Source organism: Streptomyces sp. TSRI0281, assembly GCF_001905125.1.
GTDB lineage: Bacteria > Actinomycetota > Actinomycetes > Streptomycetales > Streptomycetaceae > Streptomyces.
This window is the reverse complement of the sequence record NZ_LWLE01000005.1, coordinates 110,918-133,833: the sequence shown is the minus strand read 5'-3', so window position 1 is coordinate 133,833 and position 22,916 is coordinate 110,918. Positions and strand designations below refer to the sequence as shown.

The 22,916-nt window shown below is 68.8% G+C and carries 20 protein-coding genes; 6 read left to right on the top strand and 14 right to left on the bottom strand.

The window, feature by feature from the left end:
* Positions 1 to 72 precede the first annotated feature (72 nt).
* From A6A29_RS12175 to A6A29_RS12165, 3 genes are all read left to right on the top strand, one after another.
* Positions 73 to 990 (top strand): serine hydrolase domain-containing protein, encoded by a 918-nt coding sequence (locus A6A29_RS12175; RefSeq protein ID WP_073720057.1) that lies wholly within the window; start codon positions 73 to 75, stop codon positions 988 to 990.
* Between the two features lie 187 nt (positions 991 to 1,177).
* Positions 1,178 to 2,398: a S8 family peptidase gene (locus A6A29_RS12170; protein ID WP_073720056.1), complete on the top strand. Its 1,221-nt coding sequence runs from the start codon at positions 1,178 to 1,180 to the stop codon at positions 2,396 to 2,398.
* A gap of 192 nt (positions 2,399 to 2,590) precedes the next feature.
* Positions 2,591 to 3,406, top strand: coding sequence for a lipase family protein (locus A6A29_RS12165; RefSeq protein WP_073720148.1), 816 nt, complete (start codon positions 2,591 to 2,593; stop codon positions 3,404 to 3,406).
* Positions 3,407 to 3,500: 94 nt separating this feature from the next.
* On the opposite strand, the gene A6A29_RS12160 is transcribed toward A6A29_RS12165, so the two are convergent.
* On the bottom strand, positions 3,501 to 4,598 hold the full coding sequence (locus tag A6A29_RS12160; protein WP_073720055.1) for a winged helix DNA-binding domain-containing protein: 1,098 nt from the start codon (positions 4,596 to 4,598) through the stop codon (positions 3,501 to 3,503).
* 249 nt (positions 4,599 to 4,847) lie between these two features.
* Here A6A29_RS12160 and A6A29_RS12155 point away from each other — a divergent pair, with 249 nt between their 5' ends.
* On the top strand, positions 4,848 to 5,897 hold the full coding sequence (locus A6A29_RS12155; protein WP_073720054.1) for a helix-turn-helix transcriptional regulator: 1,050 nt from the start codon (positions 4,848 to 4,850) through the stop codon (positions 5,895 to 5,897).
* A gap of 120 nt (positions 5,898 to 6,017) precedes the next feature.
* On the opposite strand, the gene A6A29_RS12150 is transcribed toward A6A29_RS12155, so the two are convergent.
* The 6 genes from A6A29_RS12150 to A6A29_RS12125 form a co-directional block, all read right to left on the bottom strand.
* Entirely contained in the window at positions 6,018 to 6,737 is a 720-nt protein-coding gene (locus A6A29_RS12150; protein ID WP_073720053.1) for an MBL fold metallo-hydrolase, read from the bottom strand.
* A 262-nt stretch (positions 6,738 to 6,999) separates the two neighbouring features.
* Complete coding sequence (gene asnB, locus A6A29_RS12145; RefSeq protein WP_073720052.1) at positions 7,000 to 8,835, bottom strand: asparagine synthase (glutamine-hydrolyzing); 1,836 nt, start codon at positions 8,833 to 8,835, stop codon at positions 7,000 to 7,002.
* Between the two features lie 72 nt (positions 8,836 to 8,907).
* Complete coding sequence (locus A6A29_RS12140; protein WP_073720051.1) at positions 8,908 to 10,167, bottom strand: nucleotide sugar dehydrogenase; 1,260 nt, start codon at positions 10,165 to 10,167, stop codon at positions 8,908 to 8,910.
* 73 nt (positions 10,168 to 10,240) lie between these two features.
* On the bottom strand, positions 10,241 to 11,650 hold the full coding sequence (locus A6A29_RS12135; RefSeq protein WP_073720050.1) for an MFS transporter: 1,410 nt from the start codon (positions 11,648 to 11,650) through the stop codon (positions 10,241 to 10,243).
* Positions 11,643 to 13,529 carry an NAD-dependent epimerase/dehydratase family protein gene (locus A6A29_RS12130; protein ID WP_073720049.1) on the bottom strand — a complete coding sequence of 629 codons (1,887 nt, stop codon included), beginning with the start codon at positions 13,527 to 13,529 and terminating at the stop codon, positions 11,643 to 11,645. The genes A6A29_RS12135 and A6A29_RS12130 overlap by 8 nt, the downstream gene beginning before the upstream one ends.
* 150 nt (positions 13,530 to 13,679) lie before the next feature.
* Positions 13,680 to 14,387, bottom strand: a complete 708-nt coding sequence (locus A6A29_RS12125; RefSeq protein WP_241838430.1) for a phytanoyl-CoA dioxygenase family protein — start codon at positions 14,385 to 14,387, stop codon at positions 13,680 to 13,682.
* A 671-nt stretch (positions 14,388 to 15,058) separates the two neighbouring features.
* Between A6A29_RS12125 and A6A29_RS12120 the strand changes: the two genes are divergently transcribed.
* Positions 15,059 to 15,676 (top strand): hypothetical protein, encoded by a 618-nt coding sequence (locus A6A29_RS12120; protein ID WP_073720048.1) that lies wholly within the window; start codon positions 15,059 to 15,061, stop codon positions 15,674 to 15,676.
* 374 nt (positions 15,677 to 16,050) lie between these two features.
* Here A6A29_RS12120 and A6A29_RS12115 read toward each other — a convergent pair whose 3' ends face one another.
* The 6 genes from A6A29_RS12115 to A6A29_RS12095 all read right to left on the bottom strand — a co-directional run bounded on the left by A6A29_RS12115 (position 16,051) and on the right by A6A29_RS12095 (position 21,938).
* A complete protein-coding gene (locus A6A29_RS12115; protein WP_073720047.1) occupies positions 16,051 to 18,063 on the bottom strand; it encodes a transporter substrate-binding domain-containing protein in 2,013 nt (670 codons plus the stop codon).
* Positions 18,064 to 18,719: 656 nt separating this feature from the next.
* On the bottom strand, positions 18,720 to 18,872 hold the full coding sequence (locus A6A29_RS45220; RefSeq protein ID WP_158074389.1) for a hypothetical protein: 153 nt from the start codon (positions 18,870 to 18,872) through the stop codon (positions 18,720 to 18,722).
* 292 nt (positions 18,873 to 19,164) lie between these two features.
* Positions 19,165 to 19,623, bottom strand: coding sequence for a GNAT family N-acetyltransferase (locus A6A29_RS12110; RefSeq protein ID WP_073720046.1), 459 nt, complete (start codon positions 19,621 to 19,623; stop codon positions 19,165 to 19,167).
* A 129-nt stretch (positions 19,624 to 19,752) separates the two neighbouring features.
* A complete protein-coding gene (locus tag A6A29_RS12105) occupies positions 19,753 to 20,481 on the bottom strand; it encodes an SMI1/KNR4 family protein (RefSeq protein WP_073720045.1) in 729 nt (242 codons plus the stop codon).
* Positions 20,482 to 20,567: 86 nt separating this feature from the next.
* Entirely contained in the window at positions 20,568 to 21,188 is a 621-nt protein-coding gene (locus tag A6A29_RS12100) for a class I SAM-dependent methyltransferase (RefSeq protein ID WP_073720044.1), read from the bottom strand.
* Positions 21,189 to 21,512: 324 nt separating this feature from the next.
* Positions 21,513 to 21,938, bottom strand: coding sequence for a hypothetical protein (locus A6A29_RS12095; protein ID WP_073720043.1), 426 nt, complete (start codon positions 21,936 to 21,938; stop codon positions 21,513 to 21,515).
* Between the two features lie 170 nt (positions 21,939 to 22,108).
* Here A6A29_RS12095 and A6A29_RS12090 point away from each other — a divergent pair, with 170 nt between their 5' ends.
* Positions 22,109 to 22,393, top strand: a complete 285-nt coding sequence (locus tag A6A29_RS12090; protein ID WP_073720042.1) for a hypothetical protein — start codon at positions 22,109 to 22,111, stop codon at positions 22,391 to 22,393.
* On the opposite strand, the gene A6A29_RS12085 is transcribed toward A6A29_RS12090, so the two are convergent.
* Complete coding sequence (locus A6A29_RS12085; RefSeq protein WP_073720041.1) at positions 22,394 to 22,915, bottom strand: hypothetical protein; 522 nt, start codon at positions 22,913 to 22,915, stop codon at positions 22,394 to 22,396.
* Position 22,916: the final 1 nt, after the last annotated feature.

Sequence of the window (22,916 nt, the reverse complement as noted above, 5' to 3'; positions counted from 1 at the left end):
TCCTGTCCGCGGCGACCGGTGATCGATGGGAAGTGCCGCCGGACAGCAGCGCCCGCATGATTGGCTGTCCTCATGAGGCCGACCGAAGCTGTCCTGATGACCCGTGACGGCGTTGTGGCCCACGAGGCGTATACCGGCACGGAGCCCGCGACGGGGGCTCCGTGCCGACCGGAGACACGGTTCCAGATCGCTTCCCTCAGCAAGCAGTTCGTGGCTGCCACCGCGCTTCTCCTCGCCGAGGACGGCGTCCTGTCCCTGACGGACCGGCCGGCCGACGGGCTTCCCGGCTGCCCGCCCGCATGGGCCGCCGTCACTCTTCACCACCTGCTGACGCATACGTCCGGACTGCCCCACTGGGACGCGGTTCCCGAACCCGGGCCGCACACGCCCCCCTCGCGTGCGGACACCCTTGCCCGGATCATGCGGCTGCCCTTGCTGGGTGCCCCGGGGGACCGGTGGCACTACAGCAGCCCCGGATACGTCCTGGCCGCCCGCATGATCGAGCAGGCCGGCGCACGTCCGTACACCGACATCCTCCGCGAGCGGATCCTCCTCCCCCTGCACCTGAACCACACCGGCACCTCAAGCCAACGGACACGCGCGGAGAACGGCACGACGGACCTCTCCCTCCTGCCCGGCACCGGCGACCTCTGGTCCACCGCCCGCGACCTCGCCCGCTGGGCCCGCGTGCTGGAACGGGGCGAACTCCTCAACCCCGGCTCCCTCCGCAGCATGTACACCCCACACGCCGTCCCCCGCACCCAGTACTCGACGCCTCTCCTCGCCACCGGATACGGCTACGGAGTGTTCCTGGGCACCCTGGCCGGACACCGGGCACACTTCCACCACGGCGACAACCCCGGCCACCGCTCGCTCCTGGTCCGGCTCCCCGACCAGGACACCGGCATCGTCGTGCTCACCCGCGACGACGACACCGACCCGTGCGCCACCCTGCCCACGCTGCTCACCGCACTGGCACAGCGCCCCTGACCACTCGCCACGCGGCCGGCGCGGCAAGACCGGTCATCAGCCTCAAGGGCAGCAACGGCCCACCGGAACAGCATCGTTCGGCACCGCTCAAGTCGAGGGCGCGTTCGGCCGAAACGGACAGAGGGCGCGCCGACGGATCATGGCGGCGCCCGTCGGTGCTCGGTTCCTCATCTTCGACGGAGTGTGTATGCGCGTGCGTATGCGTTGGATGGCGGCTCTAGTTCTCGTGCTGGTCCCGGTGAGCGGCACGGCGGGCGCGGTGGACGTGCCCGGCGGGAGCCCGCTCGGGGTGGAACGTTCTGTCCGGGCGGTGCCGGGCGAGTACATCGTCACGGTCAAGCCCACCTTCTCGCCCGACGACGTGCTCGGGAAACTGGGTGTCAGACCTCTGTTCACGTACGGCACAGCGCTGCGTGGGTTCGCCTCCGTTCTCACGCCGCTCCAACTACGCCTCGCGCGCACCCTTCCCGCCGTCGAGGCCATTGAGGAGAACAGCGAGATCACCATCGACGTGATGTCGTCGCCTGGTGCGGTGAACAGGACGACCGGACGTGCGGGGGCCGCGGGGAGCGGAGCCGCGGCAGAGGCGGGGAGCTGGGGTCTGGACCGGATCGATCAGCGCGGTCTTCCCCTCGACGGCCAGTTCACCGTCACCGGCACGGGCCGTGGCGTCACCGCGTACATCATCGACACCGGGATCGAGACCGCGCACGCCGAGTTCGAAGGGCGTGCCACCGTGGGATTCGACGCCGTCCAGGACGGGCGCAACGGCCAGGACTGCCACTTCCACGGCACCCACGTGGCCGGAACGGTCGGCGGCAGGACCTTCGGTGTCGCGCGTGAGGTCTCCCTTGTCGCCGTCCGCGTGCTGGACTGCACCGGTGACGGCACCGCGGCGCAGACCATCGCCGGACTCGACTGGATCGCCGGGCACGCCCAGCCACCGGCGGTTTTGAACGCCTCCATCGGCGATTCGGCGTCCCGTGCCATCGACACCGCGACCGACGCGGTGGCCGATCGCGGTGTCCTGCCTGTCGTCTCCGCCGGCAACGACGCGCAGGACGCCTGCGACGCCTCGCCGGCCCGCGCCGAGAAGGCCCTCGCCGTCGGCGCCGTCGACCGGCAGGACCACCAGGCGGGCTTCAGCAACTTCGGCCCGTGCCTTTCGCTGTACGCACCCGGAGTCGGCATCGTCTCCGCGCGGCTCGGCGGCGGCTCCCGTACGCTCAGTGGTACGTCCATGGCGAGCCCCCACGTCGCCGGCGCGGCCGCACTCCTCAAGGAGCAGGACCCCCGGGCCACTCCCCAGGAGATCACCCGTCGCCTCACCGACGCCTCGACGACAGGGGCCGTGATCTCGCCGGGCGCGGGTTCACCCAACCGCCTTCTTCACACGGGCGGCCTCTGACACACCATGCGCGGTTCCGCGTTCAGAGGGCGGGCGGCGGTGTTGGGGACGCGAGAACCGGACACCGACGGGGGCCGGCCGGGTGGTGCTTCCGCGCGCCGTCCGAATGGGTGAGCGGGAGCGGGCGTTGGCGGGGCCTGATGCCCAAGGATGCGAAGCAGCCCGATCCATCCGTCGCATCTGGAGGCTTCCGTGCCCATTCCCGCCCTCGATCACCGCCAGAGCGGGTACGACCTCGCACATGCCTACTGGCTGGCCAGGGCGGCCCGTGCCGCCTATCAGGATGCTGACGCGGCCCGTGAGGAACTCTCCGGCTGGGGCTTCGACCGGTTCCGTCATTTCGTCTCGCCGCACGCGATGCCCTTCCCCTTGGAGGACACCCAGGCGTACGTCGCGGGGAGCGAGCACATGGTGCTCGTCGCCTTCCGCGGGACCGAGCCGATGAATATCCAGGACTGGCTCTCCGACACCAATACTCCGCCCGTCCCCGGACCCGGTGGAAAGGGATTCGTGCACTACGGATTCCATCAGGCACTCGCATCGGTGTACCCGCATGTCCGCGACACCGTCACCGAGTTCACCGACCGGGACCAGAGCGTGTGGCTGGCCGGGCACAGCCTCGGTGGTGCGCTGGCGATGCTGGCAGGTTCCCGGCTCCACTTCGAGGCGGGCATCCTCCCCGCCGGGATCTTCACCTACGGGCAGCCACGGACCTGCGACCGCACGCTGGCCAGTGCCTACAACACCACTCTCAAGAATCGCACCCACCGGTTCGTCAACAACAACGACATCGTCCCCCAGGTCCCTCCGGCACCCCTGTTCGCCCACGTCGATCAACTGCGCTACTTCGACGCACTGGGCGCCCTGCGTGACCGGATGCCCCTCATCCCCGGTATCCAGGACAGGATCAGCGGTGCGACGGCCGACATGTTCGCCCCCACCACGGACGGCATCCGGGACCACTTCATCGACGCCTACCTGACCCGCCTGGAGGAGAACCTCACCTGACTCGCCCGGAGGGGGCAGGACGATGCGGGCCGTACGCGCACCGCGGTCAGCCGTCACCGCCCTGCCCCGGAAGCAGCCCGTGGGTGCGAGCTCATCAGCCGGAAGCGGCGATCCGTACGCCGTGGCTGTCGCCGTCGGAGAGGAACGACGCCAGTGCCCGGCCCTGCTCGGCGATATCGGTGCGGTCGGCTCGGGAGAGACGGTGAAGCGGTGTGACGATCACGGTGCCGGCCTCGACGCTCCAGGTCGCGGCGACCCGGCCGTCGACCAGAACGACGCGAGCACCGGCGACCGACAGGCCGCGGTCGGCGTCGTCGATGATGCGGCTGCGGTCCTGGTAGCCGAGGATCGCGTTGTCGAACGCCGGCAGGAACCGTACCGGGGCAGGTGTGCCGGGGTCGGGGCGCGGTGCGTCGGGGAGGTCGAGCAGCTCACGACCGTTCTCGTCGCGGAAGGTGACCAACTCCTCGCGCATCGCGGTGATCGCCGCAGGAAGTCCGGCGAGACCGCACCAGGCGCGCAGGTCGGCGGAGGCCGCGGGACCGTGCGCGGCCAGATAGCGTCGTACCAGCGCCTGGCCCACAGGATCGGAGCTGTCGGGGGAGGGAGCGGCGATCTCGCGTCCCAGCCAGGACGAGAGCAGGACGTTGCGCACTCCTGCCTTCTGCCGCCAGAGCCCACGCGGCGGCAGCTGTGCCACCGGGAGGAGGGCGGCGATCAGCATCTCGCCCAGTGCGCGCGGCCCCGGCGTCGGCCAGCGCTCGGCGACGGCCCGCGCGAGTTCGGTCATCGAGCGCGGCTCGCCGTCGGACATGACCGCCTGTCCTGCTGCGGCGAGTTCGTCGAGGTCGATCCCGTCGAGTTCCCGGCGGTAGGTTCCCAGCACCCGTTGACGCAGCATGGCGCCGTGGCGGGCCCGCCAGGCCAGAGCGTCGTCGGCGGTCACGAGGTGGACGGTACGGCGCATGAGATGGGTCCGCACCACGCTCCGTCGGACCAACCGGTCCGAGAGCTCCGCCGGATCGAACGCCCGCAGCCGCGACCAGAGGCCGACGAACGGTTCCTGCGGTTCCTGCGCCTGCAGACCGCCGAGGTGCGCGACAGCGTCGAGGACCGGTACGTCGGCGTGATCGAGCAGCAACTGCCGGGCAAGGGTGGCGCGGTTGAGCGCCCGGGTATCGAGAACGGTCATCGGGTTCATGCCGCAGCACGCCCGTCGGCCGATCGTCGGCGCAGCGACGCGCGTGCGGTGTCGGCGGCGTTGAACATGTTCGTCTCCGTACTGTGCATAGGGGAAATCGACGGTCCGGCCCAGCGGGACCACGGACCCGGGGAGACATGCTTGATCAGCCCTCCCAGGGACAGCGCGCTCACCGTCGGCGGACCACACTCGCAAGAGAAGAGGACAGAATATGGCCGCTTCCTGAGGCAATATGGGGCCATGCCGAAGACCTCAGCGCGACTGCTCTCACTGCTCTCGCTGCTCCAGGCACGCCGGGACTGGCCGGGGGCGCTGTTGGCCGAGCGGCTGGAGATCAGCCCCCGCACCGTGCGCCGCGATGTGGACCGCCTGCGCGAACTCGGCTACCCGATCCTGGCGGTCAAGGGCCCCGACGGCGGGTACCGGCTCGACGCCGGCACGGACCTGCCCCCGTTGCTCTTCGACGACGAGCAGGCCGTCGCCCTCGCCGTCGCACTCCAGGTCGCCACCACCACCATCGCGGGTATCGAGGAAGCCGCGGCGCGCGCGTTGACCACCGTCCGTCAGGTCATGCCCGCACGGCTGCGCCACCGGATCGACACCCTCCAGGTCACTGCCGTCGCGCGGTCCGCGGCCCGACCGGACCCCAAGGTCGACAGCAGCGTGCTCATGGCGATCGGCGCCGCCGTCCACGCCCGCGAAGTGCTGCGTTTCGACTACACCCCCACGTCACCACCGGGGGAGGACGGCAAGGGCGTGCACACGCCTCCGCGCCGGGTGCAGCCCCATCACCTCGTCACCTGGGGCGGGCGCTGGTACCTCGTCGCCTGGGACCTCGACCGGGAGGACTGGCGCACCTTCCGTGCCGACCGCATCACCCCACGCGCCCCCAACGGGCCCCGCTTCACCTCGCGCGAGCTGCCCGGAGGCGATGTGGCCGCCTTTGTCGCCGGCAGGTTCCGGGGCTCCGACGGCTCGGACGGCTCGGGCGACTGGCCCTGCCGAGGCGAGGTCATCCTCGACCTGCCCGCCGCCGTCGTGTCCGGCTACACCTGTGACGCGGTCGTCGAGGAACTCGGCCCGACACGCTGCCGGCTCGTCATGGGCTCGTGGTCATGGCCCGGCCTGGCCGCTTCCCTCGGCAGGTTCGACGCCGGCATCGAGGTCGTCGGGCCGCCCGAGCTCAAGGACGCCTTCGCGCACCTGGCCCGCCGCTACGCCAACGCCGCAACCGACGCAGCCACAACCGACGCCCCCGCGACGCAGCCAACGACGGCCGTGAAGGCGTAATCGGCGTCGCCTCCACGGCGCTTCCCGAACCGGCGGTGGACCTCTTTGTCGTGGCTGTGCAGCCGGGGAGTGAACGGTATGCCGTGGTGGAGCAGAGGAGGCTCTTCGGTATCCCGACGCTCACACCCAGTCGTTCTCCGGAGTCGCTGCCCGGAGCACCGCGCTCGCGTCGGCCAACAAGGGTTCGCCGTGGGGTACGCACACGGTTTCGACCTCCAGCGCGGCCAGCCTTCGGAAGGAGGCGATGGCCTGCTCCCTGGCCACGTTGAACGGGCCGAGGATGGCCCGGCCCTCCGCGGTGGCGATGGTGTCGCCCGGGAACAGCACGTTGCCGGCGGTGAGGTGGAGCGCGATGCTTCCCGGGGTGTGGCCCGGCACATGCAGGACGCGGACGGGCTCGGACCAGCCGGTGAGGGTGTCGCCGTCATGCAGCTCGATGTCCACCGCCACATGTCGCACAGGTGGCATGTCCCCGTCCGTGAAGCCGGCCGAGATCCGCTCATGGAGGGCATGCTCCGAGGCGGTGTGCACCGGCTCGGGTTCGGCGGCGGTACCTCGGATGACCGGGGCGTCCAGTGCACCGGCCAGCACACGGGCGCCCGTGGCCTCGACGAGATCTGCGGCGGAGCCCATGTGGTCCACGTGCGAGTGGGTCACGACGATCTGCCGCACGTCTTGTGGACGGCCGCCGAGCTGCTCCAGGGTGTCCAGGATCGCCGGGGCGGACCCTGGCATTCCGGTGTCGATCAGGGCGTATCCGTCCGGCAGGCGCACGATGTGGACGTGTCCGACGGGGAAGGACAACTGCCAGATGGCAGGGGTGATCCGGAGGGGCTTCATGGTGCGAAGCTAGACGGCTGTCGAGGGGCGGCCGCCCGTTTTCTGCTGCGGGCGAATTGTCTGCATACGGCGAACAGGCCCTGTTGCCCCGTCGCAGCAGTCCGTCTCACCCGTACGTGACCGGGGCATTGAGCGCGTTCTGGTCCACGGACCCGTCCCTGCCCCCTCGCCGGCCCGCCGCCCGGAGAGCGCGGTGCAACGCTTCTCCGGGCGGCGGCTGTTCCCGTACGGGAACGGTGTCCGGGGCTGTTCGGGTGTCGTGTCAGAGGGTGATGTCCACGTCGTACGTACGCAGCCAGCCGTCGAGCTGCAGCGTGGTCTCCAGGGCAGCCCGGCTCATCCCCTCCTCCAGGGCGGCGGGACCATGGTGGCGGATCTGTGTTCCGAGACGGGGGGCGAAGAGGGGGGCGAGGGGGCTCGATCCGGTGAGGACGACGTCGGCCAGGCGCTCGCGGAGCGTCCGGTTGTAGGCGTCGGCCCGGATGGACGGGTAGGGGGTCTTGACGCGCTGGGCGACCGCCTCGGGCAGCAGGTCCTTCATGGCCGCGCGGAGCAGGCTCTTCTCGCGTCCGTCGAAGCTCTTCATGGCCCACGGGACGTTGAAGGTGTACTCGACCAGGCGGTGGTCCGCGAAGGGCACCCGGACCTCCAGTCCGCAGGCCATGCTCATGCGGTCCTTGCGGTCGAAGAGGACCTGGGCGTGGCGGGTGAGGGCGAGGTAGGTGACCTCGCGGTAGCGGGCCTCGGCGGGGTCGTCGAGGTGGTCGCCCGCGGAGATCTCGGCGACCGCCTTGCTGTGGCAGTCGCGCTCGTAGGCGTCGAGGTCGAGCTTGGCGAGCAGGTCCGGAGTGAAGACGACGTCGTTGCCCTGGTAGTTGTGGCGGCCTTCGTGCACCCAGGGGAACGTGGCGGAGAACACCGCGTCGGGGTCACGCTGCCAGCGGTACCCGCCGAACACCTCGTCGCCGCACTCCCCGGAGAGGGCGACCGTGGAATGCCCGCGGACGATCCCGAACAGCATGTGCAGGGAGGCGTGTTCGTCACCCTTGGCGATCGGGAGATCGTAGGCATTGAGGACGGATGCCCGCAGGTCCGGGGCGAGCAGGTCCGGGGCGTGCAGGGGCAGCTCGCTGTGGAGGGAGTCGACATGCTCGGCGAGCAGACGGGCGTAGATGTGATCCTCGTTCGCCCCCGCTCCGGCCGTGCCGTCGAGGTCCGGGTCGGTGACCGAGCAGGAGCGGATCTGTCCCAGGCCCTTGCGTCGGGTGACCTGGGCGGCGAGCGCGGTCAGGGAACTGGAGTCGAGGCCGCCGGAGAGGAGCGTGCAGAGCGGCACGTCGGACACCATCTGCTGCTCGACGACGGATTCGAGCAGTTCGCGCACCGTGTGGATGGTCCGGTCGAGCGAATCAGTGTGCTCGGCCACCTCCAGCTGCCAGTAGCGGTCCTCGGTGAGGCCCGCGCGGTTCACCCGTACCGTGCAGCCGGCCGGTACCTCCCGCATGCCACGGAAGATCGCGTGTCCGGGCACCTTGGCCACCGACAGGATGTCCCGCAGCCCGTCGGCGTCCAGCACCGCCTTGAACTCGGGATGGGCGAGGATCGCCTTGGGCTCGGACCCGAAGAGCACCCCGGACGGAGTCTCGGCGTAGTACAGCGGCTTCACGCCCATCCGGTCCCGGACGAGGACGAGTTCCTCCCGGTCCATGTCCCAGACCGCGAAGGCATAGATCCCTTCGAGCCGGGTGGCGAGGCCGGCGCCCCACTGGAGGTAGGCGCGGAGAACGACCTCCGTGTCGCTCCGGCTGGTGAAGTGGTGCCCCAACGACTTCAGTTGGGAGCGGAGTTCCTGAAAGTTGTAGGTCTCGCCACTGTAGGTGAGCGCGGCTCGCGAGCCGGGCGCCTCCTCGGCCACCATGGGCTGGCAGCCGCCCTCCAGGTCGATGACGGAGAGACGCCGGTGCCCGAGGGCGACATGGTCCCCGGTCCAGAGACCTTCCGCGTCGGGTCCGCGGCGGGCCATCGTGGCCGTCATGGTCCGCGCGAGATCCTGGTCCACGGGGCGCGCGAAGTCTACCCACCCTGCAATACCGCACATGAGAAGTACTCCTGAGAACTGATCGGGCATCGTGCCCGGGTCTACAAATGGATGTCCGGCACCACGGGGGTCCTACAGGCGGGCGATGTGCGGCTGCGGGCGCGCGGAGCCACGGGTGTCGAGGAGCAGCGGGGCGTGGCCCTCGATCTCGGCCATGTCGAACGCCTTGTGCTGCTGCAGGAGGATCGCCAGATCCGTCCGGTCCAGGGCGGCGACCAGGTCAGGGGCCTCGGGGACCGGCGTACCGTCCACTTCCCAGTCGCGTACGTAGGGGTCGTGGTAGGAGACCTCCGCGCCGAGGGTGCGGAGCCTTCTGGCGACGTCACGGGCGGAGGTCTCCCGCTGGTCGGCGATGTCCGCCTTGTAGGTGACGCCCAGCAGCAGGACGCGTGCCCCGCTGAGAGTGGTGCCGCTGCTGTCGAGGAGCTGCTGCGCCCGCTCGACGACGTACCGGGGCATCCGGGTGTTGATCTCCTGGGCCAGCTCCACCATGCGGAAGGGGTAGCCGAGCGTACGGACCTTGTGGGCCAGGTAGTTGGGGTCGATCGGGATGCAGTGTCCGCCCACCCCCGGCCCCGGCCGGAATGCCTGGTAGCCGAAGGGCTTGGTGGCGGCGCAGGAGATGGCGTCCCACAGGTCGATGCCGAGCTCGTGGGAGAAGATCGCCATCTCGTTGACCAGCGCGATGTTGACGTGCCGGTAGGTGTTCTCGATGAGCTTGGCCATCTCGGCCTCGCGGGTACCGGCGGCCTGGACGACCTGGTCGACGATCTTTCCGTAGAAGGCCGTGGCGGCGGTGGCGCAGGCGGATGAGTACCCGCCGACGACCTTGGGCGTGTTGCGGATCCCGTAGACCTTGTTGCCGGGGTCGACCCGTTCCGGCGAGAAGGCCAGGTGGAAGTCGGTGCCCGCGGTGAGACCCGACTGTTCGAGGATGGGCAGAACCACCTCGTCGGTGGTCCCGGGGTAGGTGGTCGATTCGAGCACGACCAGGGTTCCGGGCCGCAACTGGCGGCCGATCATGGCGCATGCGCTCTCGACCATGGTCAGATCCGGTCCGCCGTGGGTCGACAGCGGGGTGGGCACACAGATGACGACGGTGTCCGCCTCGGCGATGACACGCTCGTCGGTGGTCGCCAAGAAGCCCTGGGCCCGCAGACCGTCCACGGTGGCATCGTCGATGTCGTCCACGTGCGAGACACCGTCGTTGAGCCGCGCGACGGTCGCCGCGTCACGGTCGAGACCGATGACGCTCAGACCGGAGCGGCCGGCTTCCACCGCGAGAGGAAGACCTACGTAACCGAGACCTATGACGACAAGGTCACTTCGCACAACGTTCCCTTTCGGAAGGGTGGAGTACTGCTGGAGGTGAGAAGTCCGGACCGGTCCGATGAGGCGGCAGCGTTCAGTTGCTGCGTGCGCGGACGGCCAGGAGAGCGACCAGAACGGTCGGCACGAGCAGGAGCGCGAAGGCAGTCGCATAGCCGTCGAGCGTCGAAGTCCCCACAGCGAGACAGGCGTTGAGAACCGCGGTGGCCAGTGCCAGGACGACGACCTGACCGAGGTTCATATTGGTCTGCATGGCGCTGGTGGTGTGCCCCTGCCGGTGCCGGGCACTGTGCGAGAGGGACAGCACGGTGACACAGGGATCGAGCAGGCCCATCCCGATCGCCGCCAGGGGCATGGCCGCTGCCGCGGTGAGCGGCGGCACGGCCGAGAAGCTCCCCAGCACCGCGAAGGCGACGGAGGCGGTCATGATCAGGGCGCCGGCCGTGACGAGGCGGTGCCGGGCGACGTGCTGGAGCAGTTTGCCCTGCACCCAGGAAGCGCCGGCCCACAACACCGCGGAGGCGGTGAACGCCACGCCGACCGCCACCGCGGCGACGTGCCGCTCGGTGATCAGCATCAACGGCACCAGTGCCTCGACGGTGAAGTAGGTGCCGGAGGTCAGACCCCGCAGCAGTACCGCGGTCGGCAGTCCCCGGGCACTGCGCCACGTACCCTTCGGCAGCAGTCTCGGCGCGAAGGTCACCAGGAGCACGACGCCGACGGCGACGAATACCAGGTGGCGTACGTCCCACTCTGACACGCCGTACTGGCCGAGTGCCGCGCCCAGGCTGAGCATCGCCGCGATCATGAGCGGCGGGCGCGCCGCCCGTTCCTCCGCGGGGGGAGCATCGGCGGGCTCCGAGTCCGGGCCCCCCGCAGGGGCTCCGCGCAGCACGACCACCAGGGCCAGGGCGGGCAGCGCGGTCAGGACGGCCAGACCGTAGAAGACCACACGCCAGGACCAGACCTCGGCGACCACACCGGCCAGCGGCGGCCCGACCAGCGACGGGATGACCCAGCTCGCGCTCATCATCGCGAGCATCCGGGGCCGCAGGTATTCCGGGTAGGACTGGCCGATCGCGGTGGTCACCGACACCGCGACCATGCCGGCCGCCAGACCGTCCACGAAGCGGCCGATCGCGAGCTGCCAGATCGACACGCTGGACGCCGATACCAGCAGTGTCACCACCGAGAGGACCATGCCGAGCGCCAGCGGGCGGCGCGCCCCGGACCGGTCGGCCCAGTGGCCGCCCATGACCCCGCCCAACAGGCTGGCGGCCACGAAGCAGCCCGCCACCATCGGGAACAGGGATACGCCGTCCAGGTCCCGGGCGGCGGTCGGCAGGGTGGGCACCACGGCCAGCGCGGCGAACCCGGTCAGGAACATCACTACGCTGAACGTCGTGGTGGCGGCGGCGTACTGCCGGGAGAAGAGACCCGGCTCCGCGGTGTTCTCCGGCCGGAGAGTCTGCTGTTCCTCAGGCATCGGTGTCCTGCCGCAGGGCACCGGGGATGTGGTCGTGGGTGTCGCAGGCCAGCCACTGGGCCTGTGCCCGTGCCCCGTTCCGTACCGGGGCCGATGCCTGCCAGCCGGTCTCGGCCGTGATCAGGGCGGTGGACATGGGGGGCGTGTGCGGCGAACCGGCGTCGGCAGCCTGCTCCCAGGGGGTGCGCCGCGCCGTCTCCGCGGCGAGCCCGGCGAACTCGGTCTCGTCGTAACGCGCCGAGGCCACGTTGTAGACGGGGGAGTGTACGGGCCCGGCGAGGACGGCGGCGAGTGCCTCCGCCAGGTCGCGGTGGTCGACCACTTGGTGGTGGCGCCCTTCGACCAGGACCATGGGGCGGCGCGTCCACGCCCGCAGCATCCAGGTGGCGAGCACGCCGCGCAGCGGTGCGTGCGCTCCCACCTGCTCGGCGACGCGCAGGATCTGCACGGGGGTGCCGGTCTCGCTGCCCCAGCGCAGGCATTCCTGCTCCTCGTCCCACCAGGCGCGGGCCTCCGCGTCGTGCGGCTGCGTGGAGAGCGCGTCCTCCGCGCGATCGCCGGTGCCCGCGCCGCGGTAGACGGCTGCCGAACTCACATGGACCAGACGCTCGATCCCGAGCTTCTCGGCATCGGCGAGCAGGTCGGACACGGAGTGGCCGCTGTGCGGATCACCGAGGTGGACCAGGGCGCGTACATCCCTGTCCTGCTGTGGGCCGAGCTGTCCGGCATACGCCGCGCCGCAGCCCGCGTCGGTGAGCAGCCCGGCCAGTTGCTCACCGAACGCCGGACTGCCACCGGTGACCACGACGCCCGCCGTCGCGGCGGTGGCAGGGGGAGTGGTGTCGCCTCCGGCCCGGCGGGCCGCGCGGCCGGATGCGAAGGCGGCCAGGGCCAGTTCCCTGATCAGGGGAATCATGGGAAGAAGTTCGGCGCCGGTGTACTCCTCGCACAGCCCACCGGGGCCGAGGGAGTCCATCACGGCTCCGGCCGTCTCGGGGTCGGGGTCCTGCTCCGTCAGACCGGCGACGACGACGCCTGTCGCGAAGGCAGTGAGCCACACCTGCCGGCGCACGACGGCGGGCAGACCGGGCTCGCCCATTCCGCCTGCTGTGCCTGCTTCGGCGACCGCGCCTGCTTCGGCGAAGTCGCCGTCGCAGCGCTCGGCCAGGCCGGTTCGGCGCAGATAGCGGTCGGTGTCCAGGTACTCCCAGCGCGCGCCGCTGCGCACCGCGCACTTGGATTCCCCGTACTGGTAGAACGGCACGACGGAGAACGACGCACACGCGTACGTGGTGACGTCAACAGCCTTGCTGGAAAAGAGAGTTGCCCGCCGCCACCCATGCTTGCTGTTCCCCGCGAGGCTCGGCACGTCGTCGTGGTCGACCGTGCAGGGAACGGCGAGTCTGACCGGAATGCCCAGCGTCTTGAGATAGCGCTGAATGACAACGTCGTACGGCCACCCGTCACCGTGCTCCGCGGCGAACCTGGCGTATCCCCGGGCGGCGTCGGCCGGAAGCATCAGCGCCAGCGACGGGACGTGCTCGTCGATCGCGTACGCCCAATGCTCCCCGGTGAGGGCCCCCAGACGCACAACACCGCTGTTCCTGCCCTCCCACCCTTCGTAGAAGGCGACAGCCTCTCCCGGAACGGCGGCGGCGGTCTTCTCCACGTAAGCGAAGAATTCCTCGGCCAGGAGGACATCGTCCTGGAAGACGATGTGATGTGTCGCCGCGTCCCCGACACAGTTCCACGACGGATTCGCGGTGCGCAGCGCGGTGGGCGGGCCTGTGGGGTCCGGGTCCACGACGACGCGAATACGCCCCTGTGAGTCTTTCGCCGCGACCTCCTCGGCTGCGGCAATTCTCCTGGGGTGGGTCATCACAGCGCCTGTCAACGTGACAGCGTTCACGGCATGCCTTTCTGGCCGTTGAGGGCCGGGCCGGCCCATCGGCCGGCCCGGCTGGACGGAGAAGTGTCTGCGCGGTGGGCAGAGCGCGCGGGGCGCGCAGGCTGCCGCGGGCCGTGCCGGTCAGTCCTCGGCCGCGTCCGGGTTACGGACCTGCCGCACGTTCTCGTTGAGGCCGTGGTCGGCGCCGCGCTCCCGCTCCAGCTGGATCATGGCGGCGGGGCGGTAGTTGAGGATGTATGCGCGTCGCGTGCCGTCCGTGGTGTTGCCGCGCGAGTAATGCAGTGTGGTCCCGGAGTGCGCCACCGCCTCTCCTGCCCGTACGGGCACGGGCGTGGCACCCGGCTCGTCCTCGGAGCAGTCGCATTCGATGTTCTTGCCGTCGCTCGTGGGGCGGTGCGGTCGCAGTGGCTTCTGATGGGAGCCCTGGACGTACCACATGCAGCCGTTGTCGAGATCCGCGTCGTCCAGCGCCACCCAGATCGAGACGGCGCGGCGATCGGGCATGTCGACCCAGTAGGCCGCGTCCTGGTGCCAGGGCGTGGCAACGTCCGTGTGCGGGGCCTTGTGAATCATCATGTCGAAATCGAGTTCCGCGTCCGCGCCGATGAGTTCACGGGCCATGGTGAGGGCCCTGTGGTGCAACGGGAGATCGCACAGCGGCGGATACAGCGCCGAGGGCCACATGATCTGGGTGATGTTCTCCCGTACACCCTCTTTGCGTGGAACGTGTGAGCCCAGATCGGATCTCTTGTCTCCGGATTCGATGTCACCGCTCAGGAGACGGTCATAGATGTCCCGGTAGACCGCGAGTTCGCCGGGGGAGATCACCTCCCCCAGGGGGGTGAACCCGTCATCGGAAAACTTCTCTAAAGTCCTGGAAAACACTTGCGTGGTCAAACTCAACAACTCCTTCACTGCCTCTCCGGCCCCGCTCGGCGCGGCACGGAGAGAAAGCTGTCTACGGAAGAGAATCGAATCGCGAATGGCTGGTCTAGACCTTGCAGGCGAACTGGAGCCTACGAGGCGCCTTGCCCGGGGGTCAAGGCCGTTCGGTCTTCGAGATCCGTCGGAGTCCGTACGCCCAGCGACAGTTGGAGTTTCATCGATGAGTCATCGTCCCTGGTCATAGGGGGGATGGCGGCAGTTGCCGAGCTCACTGTGCGATACAACGGCGTTGCCAAGGGGCTGGCGGGAGTGCATGATCTCTCGGGCGACGGGCCGAGGTTGAACTCGGGGTGGACCATTCCGGATTGTCTCGGGGAGGCGGCTTCGACACGACCACATGGCCAATCCCGTACCCCCCAGGCGAGTTGGGGATCGCGGTTCAGGAGACGGCATCCATGAATCCTGGGGCCGAAGGGCGGGCAACGTCCGGAATTGGCCCCCCTGTGTGTCCAGAAACTGTCGCCCGCCGGCGCGTCCGAGGGCCGGGATCCGGCCGCTCCGAAACACCCCAACTCGCCTTCTAGTTCCCCAAGTCGACGGCATCGGAGAATGACATGACCGAAACCCAGCGCGTACAGGCAGCCGTGCGCCGCAACCCCTACCGATACATGCTGGACGACGTCGAACTCACCGAGCTGCTGTCGGACCTCGGACACCGTCGCGCCGAGAGCATCCTTCGGAACCACACCGCCGACCTCGGCAAGGCGCCGCGCGGGCCCTACCCCCGCCCCGCCATGGGATTCGTCATCCTCGACCCGACGGCCGACGCGCAGGCCGGCCACGCCGACGCGGTCCTGGGTGCCATCACGGTCGGGGACCAGGCGCGCCAGTTCCTGCCGAAGGCGGCCGCCAAGGCCGCGGCCCACCGGCGCCTGGGCCGCAACAACGGGACGTCCGTCCACACCGATCCGCACCTGCTCGGCACCGGAGCCTTCCGCTACGGTCACTCCGCCGAGGTCCGCGGCCTGATCGTCGCCGCCAGCTCCCAGACCACTGACCAGGACCTGTACGAAGCCTCCCGGCTGGCCGCCGAACTCGTCGAGGAGATCGCGGCCCGTCATCGGGACTACGAGTGGCGCCGGGGCGAGACGGACTGGCTCTCGTCCGACGATCAGCCCCTGGCCCTGCACAACGAGATGATCAACTGGTTCCCGGCCGAGGGGAGCGCCTGATCACCCTCACCCTGGCGGGATCGCTCCGTTGGCGCGTTCGCGCGCCCGCCAGGGAGCCCGTAGGTCGGAGCGGCCGGTTGTGAGGGCGTGCGCCAGGGGGTGGCGCCGCGGCGCGTGGGTCCGCGCCGTAGCGCGGGGTCTGCGCTATGGCGACGGACACGGCACGCGCGTCGGGAACTCAGCGATACTCCCGGTCCATGGGATTGCGTCGAGCCGCTCCTGAACGGGGTCCTCTGTGGAGTGTGGCGGAGTTGGCTTGTTGTGGATGAAACTCGGCTCGAACTGCTTGGTGTGTTGTCCGTTGCGTCAGTGGGCGAAGCCGCTCGTGCCGTCCACACCCCGCAGAGCGCTGAAGGGTTTCGTGCCCAAGAACCTTACTTGTCGCGGCACTCGGTCCGCTGTTCTTCTTGCGGGGCGGTGACGTAAATATCTGTGGGAATCGCCTTGTCGATGCCCTCCTGAAGGTGGCTCTCGCGCAGATCGTCCCAGGTCTTGTTCTCGATCTGTTCTGCGATGGATTTGCACACGAGGCGATGCAGGGCGGGGTCGTTCTTTTTCATGCCCACACCCCAGTGAGTCGTACTTCCTTTCAAGTAGTCGCGGATCACTTTTAGGTCAGGGTTACGGGGCAGGAAGCCGGAAAGGATGATTCTGTCCGTGACCACTACGTGGGTCTTCCAGGATGTGGCGGAAGTGCTCCGGTATTCTTTGAGCTCTTCCACGCAAGCCTTGTAGTCGGTTTTGCTGTCATCGACGGCGAAGTCTTTTTCCGGAAATTTGTCCAAGATCTCTTTGGAGATCGACTCGCTCGCTGTACAGATTTTTGTTCCGTTGGGGAACTCCTCAAGGCTGTTGACCTCCTTCGTCACTATTTTCCCTCCCTCCACCATGCGGCTCTTGGTGGTGTCGCTCGAATCCTCCACTGCCAGGACCCCCTGATTGGTGGAGAGGTAGGGGCCCGCGAAAGCCACCTTGGTCTTACGGCCTGGGGTGATGCTGTAACTTCCTACGAAAATATCGACCTGCCCGTGCTGCAGCATGTCCTCCCGGCTGCGGGAACCGGCTGCAATGAATTTGATCCTGTCTCCGAATCCCAGTGCCTTCGCGATGTTCCTGGCGAAATCGATATCGAATCCGGACCATTTGTTGCCGGACTTCTCGCTCAGTCCGGGCTGGTCGGCTTTCACCCCGATTCTGATCTTTTCGTTGTTTTTCGCCTTCTGAAGTACGCCGGACTCCGGCAGGGATGCGTCGTCGGTTTCCCGCTGGGGGCCATGGGTGTCCGGCGAGGCCTTCTCTCCTTCATCCCGCAGCTGGTCCCAGGCGAGCCAGCCGCCGGCCAGCAGAGCCAGGCAGGTCGTGCTGATCAGCGCCAGGTGCCATCCTCTGCCTCTTCGGCCGCCCGGTGATCCGGATCTGCCCGCCGGGGGAATGTCTCCACCGTTCCGGCCGCTGTTGTCGGCGCTGTTGTCCTCCGGCACGGCGGAGAGACCAGGGGTGATGTCCGCGGTGCCGGTGCTGTCCGTGGAGGGAGCGGGGGCAGCCTCGCCAGGAATGGTCCGGGGGCCCTCGGATGCGGGCGGGGCCGGGATGCCGATCTGCTCACGAATGGCGTCCATGTGGGCGTCGTACGAGTCGAGCTGCGCGTCAGCGGCTTCGAGGAAGCGGTCGTACTCCCACGGCTGAGGCGGCGGCACCGAGTCACTGTCCCCACCGGGGGATCCGGCCGGACTGTCCTTCCCGGTGCGCTGCTGGTAGGCGCGGCGGCGCTGCTCGGCCCGCTGAAGTGCTTCGATACGCAGGTCTTCGGCTTCCTGCTGTTCCCGGCGGGCGCGTGCCAGCCTCTCCTCGACCTGTGCGCACTGCTTCTCGGCCTCGGCCAGACGCTCCTCCGTCTCGGCCAGGCGCTGTTGATTCCCGGCCGCGCGCCGTCTGTTCTCGGCGGCGCGCTGCTGGTTGGCGGTGGTGCTGGCCTCCTGCTGGCGCAATTGCCGACGTGCCGTGTCCCGTTCGGTCTCCAGGTTCCTGCAGCGTTGCTTGAGGTCGGCCATCGCGCTCACGAAGGCATAGATGAGCTGGGTGAGACCCTGCACCGTCGCCTGTGCCCTGATCTGACCTTGGCGTGCGTCGTCCAGACGCAGCTGGAGTTCGTTCACGGTGCCATCGGGGGGATCAGCAGCGGATCCGGCCGCTCGGCGAGCCGCGTCGGCCTGTTCGGCGGCTTTCAACAGCTGGCGCCCGATGCCCCGTTGCCGATGCTGGTCCTGCGGAGGGACCAGTTTGGTGACGACGTTCTCCAGCAGCCACAGAGTGATGAGCTTGTGACCCTTGAGGAATTCGCTCCACTGGGCGCGAGGGTAGGGGAACAGGTCTTCCAGCTGCTGCATGGTCAGTCCGGCTACGCGCGCACGTAACCATTTCGCGAGCTCAGCGGATTCAGGCGTGTCTCCTGCCACCGGGCCGGACCGTGGCCTCAGCCGATGCGTGGGCCGTTCTTCTTCGTGCACTCTTGCCGCCTTTGTATGGGATCCGTCCTGGGTGTCCTTCGGCTTCACCGCGGTGACGTGCGCGGACGTGAACGGGCAGAAATGGACATCAGATCACCAACTTGCTGTGCTCTTCCACCCGTTCAGTGAACTTGGAAGGCACCCGCAATGCGGAAGTGCTGGAAGGCCCCCGGCACGGTCGTGGCAGCGGGCCTCTCATGACCGCCGGATCAGTTCGGGCGGGGTGGGTACGACGTGGGTCGGCCGGGTCACGCGACGAAGCGACGCGGCGCCGACCTGTGTGGGGGCGGCCGGGCGACGGACCCCTCCCCACGCGCTGGACGCGGCTGACTCAGGCCGACCTCCGTGGCGGGGCGAGGTACCCGCTGCACCGCACCGTGTCCACCGCGCAGAGGATCAGCGACTCGCGTGCCACGTACCGGAGAGTTGGCCGGATGGCGGAAGTCCGTGACGTCCGCGGCGCGAGCGACGCGGTCTGCGGCCGTGCTCCGTGGCCGGTCGGCGCGGACCTGCTTCGACACCGGGTGGGCGTGGTGCTATTGGCGGGTCTCGCGCCAGGTACGGCCGAGGCGGACGGCGGTGGCGCAGGTGGTGGTGGTCCGGCAGGCGGAGCAAGTCATGGTGTGACCGAGCCACGCTTTGTAGGCGGTGTCCGGGTGAATGGTGGTCTTCTCGGCCTGGAGCGTCATGGGCGGTCCTTCCACCTGGACATGCGGGGGCGTCAGCGCAGGATGAAGCAGGGTCTGTTCGGGCGACGTGCCGACTCATGCGGATCTACCGTCCGAGTATGGCATCACGGACAGTGACCGTCGGCCTCATGAGGTGAGGACCGGACAGGTCTGAACCACCTTCGCCGACCAGGCGTCCGCGTACGTCGGGGAATCCGACGACCAGGCCCCGGCAAGCCCCACGTAGACCTCGGATCTCACTCCTGGGCGAAGCCGGAACCCCCCTCCACCGATCTCCTCGGTGGGGTCCGTCTCAGACCGGCCTGCTCTGCGGCCGGCAAAGGTAGAACAGCTCGGGATCGCCCTCATCGAGGCCGTGGAGAAGACCGACCGGGCTCCAGCCGGCTCGTTGGAGCAGTCGCTGCATCGGCTGGTTGGACACGTTGGTCGAGGTGAACAGTTTCGGGGTCGTGCACGAGGCGGCCGCGGCGTCCAGCAACCGATGGCCAACGCCCCTCCCGCGGGCTGCTGACGCCACCATCAGCATCGTGACGAAGCCCTGTTCGAAGAACGTGTACTCAACCACGCAGTAGCCGAGCAGGCCGGACGCGTCCTCCGCCACGATCACCAAGCCCTGCTCGCACCACTTTCGGATGTTCGCCCGTCGCTCGACGTCACCCTCGACCGCGACCGAGTCGATCTCCACCAGCGCGCCCGACTCCGACTCATTCGCGCGGCGCACAACGAAGTCGCCAAGGTCCACTGCGTTCATGAGCCCATTCTGTCAGTCCGCACCACCGGCGAGCCCGGCCGACCACGCATGAGCCGGTGCACCGACGCCCTCGGACCAGCCGGCGTGATCAGTCGGCACGGGGCCGGCCGGCAGACGGCCGGAAGTGATCTACCGGAAGTCGTTGAGCCAGTCGCCGGGGAGCAGGTCGCGCAGGCTGTCGAGGGCCGCTTCGGTGCGGCCGCGGGCGACAAGGGCCATTCCGTCGTCGCGCAGCAGCACATCGGCGCCGAGGAACCAACGGGTGCCGTGTTCCTTCTCGCTGCTCGGACAGGCCGGGAACGGTAGCCGGGTGCAGTTCTGTTCCAGCAGGGCAACGGTGACGTCGTCGAAGTCGCACAGGAAGTCACAGAGCTCGTTGTCGGCCTGCAGAGCCTCCGAAAGCACGATCTCGATGAAGCACAGAGACAGCCGTTCCATCCACCCCTCCCAGCATTCGGCAGCCTTGTCGGCCAAGTCGGCCCTGATGAACACGGCGGGGTCCTCGTCCATCAGCTCGCCGAGCCGGATTCCCCAGGACGCGGCTCCCTGATTCTCATGCCGGAAGACCAGCGCTTCCCCGGCCTGGTCCACGTACAGCTCGGACGGGCCGAGCAGGAGGTCATGGTTGCTGGTGAGGTCACGGCGACGCCCGAACAGCAGATACGCCTCTCGAAGCGCCGACGGCAGCTGGATGCCGAGCCTTTCCTCGGCGGCCACGAGATCCGCCTCGCCCCAGCCATCGTCATCACCGAGCGCCTTCACCCAGTCCGCGACGAACCCCCGGATGAACACCCAGGCGGCCCTGCGGTCTTCCGTACCCGCAGCGAGCGACCGCGTCATATCGAACTCATGTGTCATGCCAGGAAGGTACCGGCTGAGTCGATGCAGCCTTCAGGCCGGGCCGGAGCCGGAGTCCCCGATCGGGGACAGCAACTGGAAGGGTGTCAGCGGCGTCTGGCCCAGAACAGAGCGTGCCCGCTGTCGCCTTCGGGCACGAACTCTTCCCTCTCGACGGTGAGACCGGCTTGAGTGATCCAGCTCCGGTTCGTGGCGGCGTCTGCATGGCTCCACCACATAGGGGTCCCGCCACCCAACCAGTCCTCATCGACGCCGGTCCAGGCCCGATGGCCGGTGGTGCCCAGGAACCAACCGTCGGGGCGCAGCCATCCGGCGATCTTCTCCAGCAGCGGAAGCTGCTCCTGGATCGGGATGTGGATGAGCGCATACAGGGAGACGACCGCATCGAAGGAGGCCGGTCCGAACTCCACGGTCGTGGCATCAGCACGGACGAACTCGGCCTGCGGCACCGACTCCCGTGCCCTGCGGATCTGTTCCTCGCTGATGTCGACGCCGGTAACACGGTGGCCCGCGGTCGTCAGGTCGCGGACGACGGGGACTCCGCTTCCGCACCCCAGGTCCAGCACCGTGCCTCCAGCCGGGATGCGACCGCGCAGTTCGCTGATCCACGGCTGGTACTTCGTCTCGGCGGAGTACGCCAGGTCATAGCGGAGGGAGAGCGCGTCGTACCCACGCCGGACAAGGTCTTTGGAATCTTCGATGTCCATGCCGGTGCACGCTAGCCCTTCGCATGGCGAGGGCCGAACAGTTTTCCCGACCCACCCGCGCAGGGGCCAGGCATGGTTGCACCGAGGGCGGAAGTCCTTCGGGTAGAGGTCCTTCGGGGAGGCCGAAACCGCCGAGCTGAGGATTCGAACAGGAAGCCGAAGTGTCGCCATCAGGCTGAGGTTTGGCCGTTACCTCGGCTGTTCGGGCCCGCCGCTGAGGCCGAGCAGGCGCTGTCGCGCTGCCACATCGACTGGGCAGCGGGTAGGGAGACTGCCTGAATGCCCGCGGCCTGACCGCGAGCACGACGCTGTTGGCCAGGGAGGTCACTCGCCCCAGTCGTACGTGATCCGGCCGGTGGGACTGTCGCGGCTGACGACGCAAGGACGGGGTGTCAGGGAGAAACTCTCCGCGGCCCATCCGGCGATGGCCGGAGCGAGGGCTGCCTCTGCGTAGTCGGCCTCCAAGATCTCCAGGGCTCGAACCGAGACCAGGATGTAGGGGCTGGACTCGACGCGTTCGATGTCGCCGGATATTCGGCCCAGGCCGAACCGCAACCAGGCGACTTCGCGTTCGTTGAGCGCCAGCCGGTTGCGGTAGAAGGCGTTGTCGACTTCGGAAGCGTCCAGCCAGACCCGGTTGCTGACGGGGACCCCCGTGGTCGGCGGGTCGGTCAGGAGGGTGGCCTCGGCTGCGATCCCGAGGAACAGCCCGAAGCCGCCCTTCTGTACTTTGTAGCGGTAGGTCCCCATGCCCCTCAGCCATTTCGTGGGCCCGGCCGCCGGCCGGCGGACTCGATTTCATGCGACAGGCTCGTGAGCTCGCAGTGGACCACAGCCGCGAAGGGGCCGTCCACGAGGTTCAGCGCCGTGGGCTCGGGCTGTTCACGGGAACCAGTTGCACCTGATGCCTTGGAGGAGCCATGGACCTGCTGACAGCCCTTGATGAGGCGGTGGCCATGCTCAAGGCTCCTCTGGAGAGGGAAGATCGGGAGCAGGGCTGGAACGACGATCTCCGGAGAGAGATTCAGGAAGAGATCTCGGTCAGCCGTTCAGCGCTGCGCCGCCACGGATCGGGTATGGCGCGCTATCTGCGGCCGCGCCTCGACGAGTGGATGCGGATCGAGGGCGTGCGACCGGGACGACTCCAGCGGCGGGTGTCGGAAGTACAGCGGCGGCTGGTGGACGCTCGCATGCCGCAGGTGTGATCAGGGGTAGCTGTTGAGGCCGGGTGAGGGGTGGGTGGCGGCCCAGGTCCAGTGCTGGTCGATGGTGCCGCGGGCCTTGCCGGTGACGGTGCTGGCCGGTGCGTCGGGGTCGTCGGCGGGGCGGGGAAGTGCCTCGGCGAGCACCGCGTGTTCGTGCTCGGGGTTGTTCCAGGGCACGGTCGGGATGACATAGGCGTGGCCGGGGCGCAGAGCGGGGCCGCCGGTGGTCTGGGTGATGGTGACAATGCCGGTGAGGTTGCCCTTGTAGGCACGGATGACGCGGACTTCGTAGAGGTCGGAGGGCACGTCCTGGATGGTCCGGGTTCCGGTGCGGCGCTCGACGGTCGCACGGAAGACGTCGCGGGCCGCGGTGGCGACCTCCTGGTCGTCGTCCGGGTCGTGGAGCGTCATCGCCTCGAAGAACGACCGGTCCGGGGTGAGGTAGGAGTACGCGGTCCAGCCGGTGGCGACGATGACCGTCAGAGCCGCTCCGGCAACGGCCACGATCCGGGTCTTCTTCATA

Bases quoted from the DNA above. Each gene is read 5' to 3' on its own strand.
- A6A29_RS12175 (WP_073720057.1), top strand. From the start codon at position 73: ATGAGGCCGACCGAAGCTGTCCTGATGACCCGTGACGGCGTTGTGGCC.
- A6A29_RS12170 (WP_073720056.1), top strand. From the start codon at position 1,178: ATGCGCGTGCGTATGCGTTGGATGGCGGCTCTAGTTCTCGTGCTGGTC.
- A6A29_RS12160 (WP_073720055.1), bottom strand. From the start codon at position 4,598: ATGACCGTTCTCGATACCCGGGCGCTCAACCGCGCCACCCTTGCCCGG.
- A6A29_RS12155 (WP_073720054.1), top strand. From the start codon at position 4,848: ATGCCGAAGACCTCAGCGCGACTGCTCTCACTGCTCTCGCTGCTCCAG.
- A6A29_RS12150 (WP_073720053.1), bottom strand. From the start codon at position 6,737: ATGAAGCCCCTCCGGATCACCCCTGCCATCTGGCAGTTGTCCTTCCCC.
- asnB (WP_073720052.1), bottom strand. From the start codon at position 8,835: ATGTGCGGTATTGCAGGGTGGGTAGACTTCGCGCGCCCCGTGGACCAG.
- A6A29_RS12135 (WP_073720050.1), bottom strand. From the start codon at position 11,650: ATGCCTGAGGAACAGCAGACTCTCCGGCCGGAGAACACCGCGGAGCCG.
- A6A29_RS12130 (WP_073720049.1), bottom strand. From the start codon at position 13,529: ATGACCCACCCCAGGAGAATTGCCGCAGCCGAGGAGGTCGCGGCGAAA.
- A6A29_RS12120 (WP_073720048.1), top strand. From the start codon at position 15,059: ATGACCGAAACCCAGCGCGTACAGGCAGCCGTGCGCCGCAACCCCTAC.
- A6A29_RS12115 (WP_073720047.1), bottom strand. From the start codon at position 18,063: ATGCAGCAGCTGGAAGACCTGTTCCCCTACCCTCGCGCCCAGTGGAGC.
- A6A29_RS45220 (WP_158074389.1), bottom strand. From the start codon at position 18,872: ATGACGCTCCAGGCCGAGAAGACCACCATTCACCCGGACACCGCCTAC.
- A6A29_RS12110 (WP_073720046.1), bottom strand. From the start codon at position 19,623: ATGAACGCAGTGGACCTTGGCGACTTCGTTGTGCGCCGCGCGAATGAG.
- A6A29_RS12105 (WP_073720045.1), bottom strand. From the start codon at position 20,481: ATGACACATGAGTTCGATATGACGCGGTCGCTCGCTGCGGGTACGGAA.
- A6A29_RS12100 (WP_073720044.1), bottom strand. From the start codon at position 21,188: ATGGACATCGAAGATTCCAAAGACCTTGTCCGGCGTGGGTACGACGCG.
- A6A29_RS12095 (WP_073720043.1), bottom strand. From the start codon at position 21,938: ATGGGGACCTACCGCTACAAAGTACAGAAGGGCGGCTTCGGGCTGTTC.
- A6A29_RS12090 (WP_073720042.1), top strand. From the start codon at position 22,109: ATGGACCTGCTGACAGCCCTTGATGAGGCGGTGGCCATGCTCAAGGCT.
- A6A29_RS12085 (WP_073720041.1), bottom strand. From the start codon at position 22,915: ATGAAGAAGACCCGGATCGTGGCCGTTGCCGGAGCGGCTCTGACGGTC.